10 protein-coding genes, 1 tRNA gene and 1 pseudogene are annotated in these 7,125 nt (G+C 56.1%); 4 read left to right on the plus strand and 8 right to left on the minus strand.

Features of this window, described 5'->3' with window-relative positions:
* Positions 1-63: 63 nt before the first annotated feature.
* From CJF39_RS17975 to CJF39_RS18000, 6 genes are all read right to left on the minus strand, one after another.
* Positions 64-1,065, minus strand: a complete 1,002-nt coding sequence (locus CJF39_RS17975) for a glycosyl transferase family protein (RefSeq protein WP_094994654.1) — start codon at positions 1,063-1,065, stop codon at positions 64-66.
* On the minus strand, positions 1,062-1,397 hold the full coding sequence (locus CJF39_RS17980; RefSeq protein ID WP_094994655.1) for a TusE/DsrC/DsvC family sulfur relay protein: 336 nt from the start codon (positions 1,395-1,397) through the stop codon (positions 1,062-1,064). Before CJF39_RS17980 ends, CJF39_RS17975 begins: the two co-directional genes overlap by 4 nt.
* A complete protein-coding gene (gene tusB, locus CJF39_RS17985; protein WP_094994656.1) occupies positions 1,394-1,693 on the minus strand; it encodes a sulfurtransferase complex subunit TusB in 300 nt (99 codons plus the stop codon). The genes CJF39_RS17980 and tusB overlap by 4 nt, the downstream gene beginning before the upstream one ends.
* Positions 1,693-2,055 (minus strand): sulfurtransferase complex subunit TusC, encoded by a 363-nt coding sequence (tusC, locus tag CJF39_RS17990; protein ID WP_094994657.1) that lies wholly within the window; start codon positions 2,053-2,055, stop codon positions 1,693-1,695. Before tusC ends, tusB begins: the two co-directional genes overlap by 1 nt.
* Before the next feature lies 1 nt (position 2,056).
* On the minus strand, positions 2,057-2,449 hold the full coding sequence (gene tusD / locus CJF39_RS17995) for a sulfurtransferase complex subunit TusD (RefSeq protein ID WP_094994658.1): 393 nt from the start codon (positions 2,447-2,449) through the stop codon (positions 2,057-2,059).
* A 109-nt stretch (positions 2,450-2,558) separates the two neighbouring features.
* Complete coding sequence (locus tag CJF39_RS18000; protein WP_047276250.1) at positions 2,559-3,230, minus strand: Bax inhibitor-1/YccA family protein; 672 nt, start codon at positions 3,228-3,230, stop codon at positions 2,559-2,561.
* 123 nt (positions 3,231-3,353) lie between these two features.
* Between CJF39_RS18000 and CJF39_RS18005 the strand changes: the two genes are divergently transcribed.
* Positions 3,354-3,441: transfer RNA gene (locus CJF39_RS18005), tRNA-Ser, on the plus strand.
* Positions 3,442-3,537: 96 nt separating this feature from the next.
* Here CJF39_RS18005 and CJF39_RS23755 read toward each other — a convergent pair.
* Entirely contained in the window at positions 3,538-3,786 is a 249-nt protein-coding gene (locus CJF39_RS23755) for a hypothetical protein (RefSeq protein ID WP_432760252.1), read from the minus strand.
* A 298-nt stretch (positions 3,787-4,084) separates the two neighbouring features.
* Positions 4,085-4,405: a hypothetical protein gene (locus tag CJF39_RS23760; RefSeq protein ID WP_432760253.1), complete on the minus strand. Its 321-nt coding sequence runs from the start codon at positions 4,403-4,405 to the stop codon at positions 4,085-4,087.
* A gap of 438 nt (positions 4,406-4,843) precedes the next feature.
* On the opposite strand from CJF39_RS23760, the pseudogene CJF39_RS18020 reads away from it, so the two are divergent.
* The 3 genes and pseudogenes from CJF39_RS18020 to CJF39_RS18030 form a co-directional block, all read left to right on the plus strand.
* A pseudogene (locus CJF39_RS18020) lies at positions 4,844-5,524 on the plus strand (phage tail protein); the annotation flags it as partial.
* On the plus strand, positions 5,511-5,702 hold the full coding sequence (locus tag CJF39_RS23405) for a tail protein X (RefSeq protein ID WP_094994659.1): 192 nt from the start codon (positions 5,511-5,513) through the stop codon (positions 5,700-5,702). The pseudogene CJF39_RS18020 and the gene CJF39_RS23405, both read left to right, overlap by 14 nt.
* Before the next feature lie 117 nt (positions 5,703-5,819).
* Positions 5,820-7,091: an S-type pyocin domain-containing protein gene (locus tag CJF39_RS18030; RefSeq protein WP_249275395.1), complete on the plus strand. Its 1,272-nt coding sequence runs from the start codon at positions 5,820-5,822 to the stop codon at positions 7,089-7,091.
* Positions 7,092-7,125 lie beyond the last annotated feature (34 nt).

The following is a 7,125-nucleotide window of genomic DNA, read 5'->3' on the forward strand; positions in this document are numbered from 1 at the left end:
TGGCGTTCAGTCTAAAGGTCTGAGTTCGAGCGAATAGCGCAAAACCTGGGCTTTACCTATCGATTAAATCGATTTGTTGCGGTTTTCCCAGTACGTGTTGGCTGTCACAAAAGCCTGTTCTCGGGGCATACCAAGGCCGCGCAACGCCAGAGCCATGGTCGATAACAGTGCCTTTTTCGCATAGCTGTCTTCTAGGTCGCCGCGCCAAAACGCGTTGAGCTGTCGGGTGTCCAGAAAGGCGGGTTTTACGTGTCGCTGTGCCGACAACGCTGGCCATTCTTCGTCCCAGTGGACGCCCGACTCCGTGCCGTAAAGGTGGCTGATGGCGTCGGGGTTAATCTCGATTTCACCGCCATCGCCTTTAACCACAATGCAGGTATCCCCTAGCAGCGCGCTGGCTTCCCGATGCACGCTTTGATAGCCCGGATGGAAAATGCTTTGCAGTCCACAGCGGGCCTCGAGGGGATTCAGCAGGCGCGCCAATGAGTGGATTGGCGAGCGAAGGCCTAGCGTGTTGCGCAAGTCGATCATGTGTTGCAACTGCGGTGCCCAGTCCTGCAAAGGGAAAAAGGCCAGATTGCACTGCTGCAACGCGTCCTGCACCTGTGCCCAGTCACGGCACAACGGGATGTTCAATTCGTCGAGCAGCTGCTCGCTGTAAAGTCGGCCGGCCGTGTGAGCGCCACCGCCATGCATCAGGATGCGCACACCGTTTTGTGCCAGGCATTTGGCGCAAAGCAGGTACCAAGGTAGGTGACGTTTTTTGCCCGCGTAGGTGGGCCAGTCGATATCGACATGAATTTTCGGCGCGCAAAGCCGCTCGCGCACAGCGTCCACAAAGCCAGCCAGCTCTTGAGGGCTTTCTTCCTTATGCCTGAGCAGCATCAGGAAGGCGCCCAACTGTGTCTCTTCGGTTTTCTTGTCGAGTAGCATCCCCATGGCTTCACGCGCTTCATCGCGGGTCAGGTTGCGCGCGCCGCGTTTGCCTTTGCCCAAAATGCGTACGAATTGAGCGAAAGGGTGTTCGGCGGGCGTGGTGAGCGTCAGCGGAGCAAGTATGTTCATAGGCAATTGGTCGGTTTGGGCAGGCCCGCCAGTTTTGCGGCGAGTTTGGCAGGGGTGCCATTGAACAGGCGATTGAGGTGCAAACTGTTGCCTTTTTCAGCACCCAGTTTGAGCGCGGTGTATTTGATTAAAGGCCGCGTGGCGGGCGAGAGCTGAAACTCTTGGTAGAAGTTGCGCAGCAGCTGCAGAATTTCCCAGTGTTCCGGGGTCAACTCGATGTCATTTTGCACCGCCAGTGCCGTGGCAACCTCGGGCGACCAGTCATTCAAATCGGCCAGATAACCGTCCTTGTCCAGCTCAATGGTTCTGTTATCGAGAGTGAGGACCGTCATAGCCAGGTGTTGACCTTGTCATAGTGAAGGGACAGCGCGACAAATGCCGGGTAGTCGATGCGGGTGACCCACTCCGGGTGCAGGAGGTTGCGCGCTTGAAGGTCTTCATCGAGCACGTACAGCTTGAGCGCCGGGCTCATTTTATCGAGCGTCTCGCGTGGAAGGGTGCCCGGTTGCAGGGCATATACCGCATCGCCGCAGAGCAAAAGGCCGTCATTAGCCGAGAGTAGGCGCAGGCAACTTCCGAGACGCGTATCAGAAAAGGGAGATTGGCTCAAAACGTGTAAGGTCGACATCAAAGGGTTATCACCTGGTCATGACGGGCGATGAGATCGCTGATTTGTGTCGGGGACAGCGTCTGCACGCCCTCCACAGCCAACGTTGTGTTTACGAGTCCGCGCTCGTTCAGGCTGGAATCGCATGCGAACAATTCGTCAACGCCGAACATCGACAAAGCCTGCAAATTGGCCGTCAGGTTCTTTTGCTCAAGGGCGGTGGGGTGTTGCCTGGGCAACAGTTGAAACACGCCGTCGTCGAGAAATAGAAGTCCAATAGGGAGGTCGAAGGCGCCGCCCGCAAGCGCGATGTCCAAAGCTTCGCGCGCTCCCAGACCAGACCACGGGGCTTGTCGGCTGATAATCAGTAAAGACTTGGGCATTTTAATCCCCTCCGAAGCAAATCAGTCGATCCGCGGTCTGAATGGCATCGTGCAATTGCCCCAGGCCGGACAAATCCCAAGGCGCTTTCAAGTTCACTGCAGAGCGCTGATAGCGGGTGGCCTCTGCATCATTCAACACACCTCGACGCAAGGCGGCGGCAATGCAGACCACGCCATCCAGTTGGTGCCGAGTCACAAAAGCGGCCCATTGCTGTGCGAGATCAGGCTCATCTTGGGGTGTCACGATGTTGCTCGACGCGCTGTGCACCCCGTCCTGATAGAAGAAAAGACGCACAATTTCATGCCCACCCGCCACAACGGCTTCGGCAAAGCGCAGGGCTCGACGGGAAGATGGGGCATGGGCCGCAGCATATAGGGCGATAGCAAATTTCATGGGTGGCTCTCTGCAAAACTCGCACAATGATAAAGCCCCAAAGCTAAACATGCTTGCACAAGGCAACAAAAAGCCCGCCGAAGCGGGCTTTTGCCAAACGTTGGTTCAATCAGTCGTCGCGGCTCATGATGCCGAAAATTTGCAGCAAGCTGATGAACAGGTTGTAGATCGAAACATACAGGCTAATGGTCGCCATGATGTAGTTACGCTCGCCGCCATTAATGATGGCGCTGGTCTGGAACAAAATGCAGACCGAAGAGAACAGAACAAACCCGGCGCTGATAGCCAACTGCAAGCCGCTAATCTGAAAGAAGAAGCTTGCCAGCGTTGCGCCCAGCAGAACAAAGAAACCGGCAGTGATGAAGCCGCCCAGGAAGCTCATGTCTTTACGGGTGATTAATACGTAAGCAGACAGACCGCCGAAAACCAGTGCCGTCATCGCAAAGGCAGAAGCTACAACCTCAGCGCCGCCTTGCATGCCCAGGTAACGGTTAAGGATCGGACCGAGCAGGAAACCCATAAAACCGGTCAGTGCAAACGTCGACACCAAACCCCATACCGAGTCACGCAGCTTGTTGGTGAGAAAGAAAAGGCCATAAAAGCCGATCAATACAACGAAAATGTTTGGGTAGCCGACGCGCATCTGCTGCGCTACGAACGCCATCACACCGCTGAAAGCCAGGGTCAAAGCCAGTAAACCATAAGTGTTGCGCAGGACGCGGCTAACCTCTAGCTGCTCGGCCTGCACGCTGTTATTAACTGCGTAATCCTGTTCGCGCATGGCGATACTCCTGTGTATTGAAATGTTAAGTAGCAAAGATCATAGCAGAGGCTCTGCAACAAGCGATCAAGAGAGTTTGACAACGTGTTTCGTTCAGGTATTATGGCGCCCGCAACAACGTTAGGAGGTGTGGCCGAGTGGTTTAAGGCAACGGTCTTGAAAACCGTCGACTGTAACAGGTCCATGAGTTCGAATCCCATCGCCTCCGCCATATTGCTACACCGACAGAGCCCGCCCTTGGCGGGCTTTGTCGTTTCTGGGGTTTGGGGAAGACGGCGCCGGACTGCTAGGCGTTCCGAAACTAGCGCTATTTTGAAGGCTTCGCGGTAGTACCAAGCCGCCTGTAAACCCGTTTTGTAATGTCGCTTTTTGTGTGTCCCAAGAGCATGCTGGCGTCTTCAATATTCTTGATTTCAGAGGCAGCTTTAGGGCGTATGTCCCGGAAATGGAAAGCAGCAATCCTGCCGGCAAGCAATAGATCCTCTCTCTCAATCGCAGCTTTCTTGGCTTGCTCTCTCGCTTCATCCCATCGCTTACGCAACATGGCTGCGGTCATGCGCTTGCCATGCTTGCTCACTACAAGGTAGCTCGAGCTGTGCTAAGCATTGCGCTCAGCAATCACGCGAAGTAGGGCTCCCAGACTATTCTCCATCCCGTCATCCCTCCGCATCATGAGTACGTCATCAGGCCTTTGCCCTGTGAGGTAAGCCAGATCCATCGCTTCCTTCAGTGCTGGCGGCGCTTTTTTTATACACCGCGTCCCACACAGCATCGTTGGCATAATAGTCGCGCGGTTTCTCGCGGTTCTTGCGCACGCCTTGGCACGGATTTTCTTTGGTGGTGATGCCCCACTCTCAGGCCATGTTGAACACGTGGGACAAAGTGGCGATCTCGCGGTTGGTCCGAACCTTGGCAGTCCGGGCGTCCCGGTATCCGGCAATTGTCGCCGGCGTGATCGAGTCGATCGGGGCATCATCGAACAGCTCGCGCAGCTTTTTCAGTTCTGCCAAGTTGTCCTTCTGCGTTCGGGGAGCCTTCTTCAGATTGATGTCGCGGGTGCAGACGCTGTTAGCGTTGGCGGTTCGATGCCCAGCTTCATGCGGGTGAACATCCTGCCCACCAATGGCCGGCCACCACGGCTTTCTAAGAACACCCAGCCGCGACCTTTCAACCATTAGCGCTAATAGCCCCGAGTTTTATAGCCTGTCAGCTCGGCCAACTCTTTCTCGGACAGGAATTCAGTTTCCATCGAAGCCCCTTGGACGCCGGACTGTGAAAAAAGACTGATCGTTGCGAGAACGCATAATCTCGGGAGCGTGCCCATACCCCACCACAAGCTGCGCGAGCGGGCGGTTTTGAGTGTTTAGCGTTGCATCAACACGCGCTGCCCGGCGCCGCGTTACGTGGGGTATAAGCACTCTCGCAGTGGCGCGAAGGGCTTTAATAACGCCGGTGATGACAATAAGGAAGGCGGCAAGGGCTCCTAGGTCCTGGCCCTCGCTGAGATCGGGTTGAAAGTGTTCGGCGGTAAAAAGGACGGTGATGACGATAACGAGCAAGGCGGCAGCGAAGACTCGGGGCCGTAAAAGGTGTTTGTGGTCAACGCCGCCGCCATGGCCTACATGGAACATCTGCAGTCGGGGTTGAAGTACCTGACTACAGCGGGGGAAACCGGGCGTCGTAGCCTGGACGGCATGCTTGGGCCGGTGAACGGCGCCATTGACGAAATCACCGGCGCCGGCTCCGAACTGAGCGACTTGCCGTTCATTGGCCCTGCGGTCGGGGCCAAGGTCGGCGCGGTGGTGGCCACCTACAATAAAGCCACACGGGCGGCCTCGCAAATTGAGGAGCGCCTCGGCGTGCTGAAAGAGCAGGTGGGCAAGGCCGCGACTGCGATCAACAAAATCGCAGGCAAAGTCAGCCCGTCACTGAATAACAACCTACCCACCGGCGCGCTGGGCGCAGACGCGACCCCGGGCGCCGAGGCGGTGAAGCCATTCCCGCACCTGCTGATCATGCAACCGCTCAAGCCCGGGTCGACACCGTTCTACTTCAACCTGGACACCGCCGCGTTCGACGAACTCAAGCGCTCCAGCGAATACCGCTGGGCTTCACAAGAGCGCCTGAACCGTCGCCCGGCACAGCAAGCGGTGGGCATGGGCGAAGAACGCATCACCCTGACGGGCGCGATTTTTGGCGGGTTCAAAGGCGGCATCCAACAACTCGACACCCTGCGCAGCATTGCCGCCCAGCTTCAACCACTGGGCCTGACCACCGGCTATGGCGACGACCTGCAGAACGGCTGGCGGCGACGTACTCGACACCCTCTGCCAGAACTACTACGGCCACCTCAATGGCTCGGTCGAGACCGTGCTCAATGCCAATCAGGGGCTGGCCGAGGAGGTGCAGCCGTTCAAGGCCGGGCTGGTGATTCACTTGCCGGATTTGCCCGCGCCGAGTAATGAGGGGTGATGTTGTGGGGGTAGGTTAAAACGGGTGCTGGTAGATTCAGACTGTTCCTACAAAGTGCGTCTAACCCTGCGTAGTAACATCCGCAGATGACTCAAGCGCTGAGGGAATATGTGTTTAATGAAAAGCACTGCTCGCGGGGCCAGTGATGCAGAGCCGTCACACTCTGCCGAGAGCACTGTTAGAAAAATGCTGGAGGGCAATCGGTCAAACCTCGAAGGGCTGGATGAACTCTTGCGGGAGCATTACACCATCAACAGTAATCAGGACATTCTCAATGCCGTCAGAAACGGTGATTGGGTGCTGGTTAGAAACAGTTCCAATGCGGCGGGGGGCGGCGTTTTTTTCTGCCCCATACCTGAGCCAGATCCTGTTTACATGTTGAAAGAGGAATGGCCAGCCCCCAAAAAACGGACTGATCTTACCTTCGCCAAGTCCATCAGCACGGCCCCTTGGGGTACCACCCACGCCGGTACCGGCAGTGAGCCCGCGACGAACTTCGGCAAAACCATGATTATGGCTTCCTCCGCGACCGAGGTCGGGTTGGGGAGAGTCGCGGGAGAACTCATTCTAAGAAGTTTCGTCTGGTCACTTGAAATGGCGGGGATGGCGCTTAAAACCGCGGCGGGGCCTGTAGGGCGCATGCTGATAATGGCCATGACCCCGACAATGCTCGGGGACGATTCTTTCTATACAGAAGAACAATTGCGCGACATGCGTACTGCCACGACGCGAGTTCGCTTCCAGTTTCGCAATGACACTAATGGGGCATTGCAGGTCTACGGTATCCACACCAGCGCCCAGTCAGGTCAAGACTCGGTACCGGTGATCAAGGCCAAATGGAACGCCGATAAAAGTGCTATGGAAGCCCATCTCGGCTCGATCACTATCATCTGGACGCCGAACAAAGGAGCCGTGGTAACGGCACCCACCAGTTACCCAGGCGTGACCGATGAACTGGCGAACATTTTGGTTCACCCGATCAGTGAAGGGGGCGACAGCAAAATCCAGGGCTCGCCTATTGATGAGTTCACAGTCGAGGACTGCATCATCACTTTCCCGGCGGACTCCGGGATCAAGTCGCTGTACCTTGTTTTTGCAAAGCCGATGGTCAATCCTCTGGAGGTCGGCCCAGCTAATGACCTTTCCAGTCGGAGTGCAAAGGACGGTCTCGACATCGATCACATGCCGTCGCAAAGAGCTTTAAGGGAGTATGTGGTTGCAATCGATCCACGCATACTTCCAGATGACCTGAAAAAAATCCTGAAAAATGCGCCAAGTATTGCTATTCCACGTGAGGCGCACCAAAAGTACAGTGAGACATATGGCGGTAGAAATACCAAAGCTAAGGAATCTCCGAACAAGTTTTCAAATGTGCTGAAATACGCCTGACCACCTGATCCGAGCCGCCTATGAGCCAGATGAG

Origin of the sequence: Pseudomonas lundensis, assembly GCF_002269125.1 — a bacterium.
Taxonomy (GTDB): Bacteria; Pseudomonadota; Gammaproteobacteria; order Pseudomonadales; family Pseudomonadaceae; genus Aquipseudomonas; species Aquipseudomonas lundensis_A.

Excerpts from the sequence above, each read along its gene's own strand:
- CJF39_RS17975 (WP_094994654.1), bottom strand. The coding sequence starts at position 1,065 with ATGAACATACTTGCTCCGCTGACGCTCACCACGCCCGCCGAACACCCT.
- CJF39_RS17980 (WP_094994655.1), bottom strand. The coding sequence starts at position 1,397 with ATGACGGTCCTCACTCTCGATAACAGAACCATTGAGCTGGACAAGGAC.
- tusB (WP_094994656.1), bottom strand. The coding sequence starts at position 1,693 with ATGTCGACCTTACACGTTTTGAGCCAATCTCCCTTTTCTGATACGCGT.
- tusC (WP_094994657.1), bottom strand. The coding sequence starts at position 2,055 with ATGCCCAAGTCTTTACTGATTATCAGCCGACAAGCCCCGTGGTCTGGT.
- tusD (WP_094994658.1), bottom strand. The coding sequence starts at position 2,449 with ATGAAATTTGCTATCGCCCTATATGCTGCGGCCCATGCCCCATCTTCC.
- CJF39_RS18000 (WP_047276250.1), bottom strand. The coding sequence starts at position 3,230 with ATGCGCGAACAGGATTACGCAGTTAATAACAGCGTGCAGGCCGAGCAG.
- CJF39_RS23755 (WP_432760252.1), bottom strand. The coding sequence starts at position 3,786 with ATGACCGCAGCCATGTTGCGTAAGCGATGGGATGAAGCGAGAGAGCAA.
- CJF39_RS23760 (WP_432760253.1), bottom strand. The coding sequence starts at position 4,405 with ATGGTTGAAAGGTCGCGGCTGGGTGTTCTTAGAAAGCCGTGGTGGCCG.
- CJF39_RS23405 (WP_094994659.1), top strand. The coding sequence starts at position 5,511 with ATGGCGACGACCTGCAGAACGGCTGGCGGCGACGTACTCGACACCCTC.
- CJF39_RS18030 (WP_249275395.1), top strand. The coding sequence starts at position 5,820 with ATGAAAAGCACTGCTCGCGGGGCCAGTGATGCAGAGCCGTCACACTCT.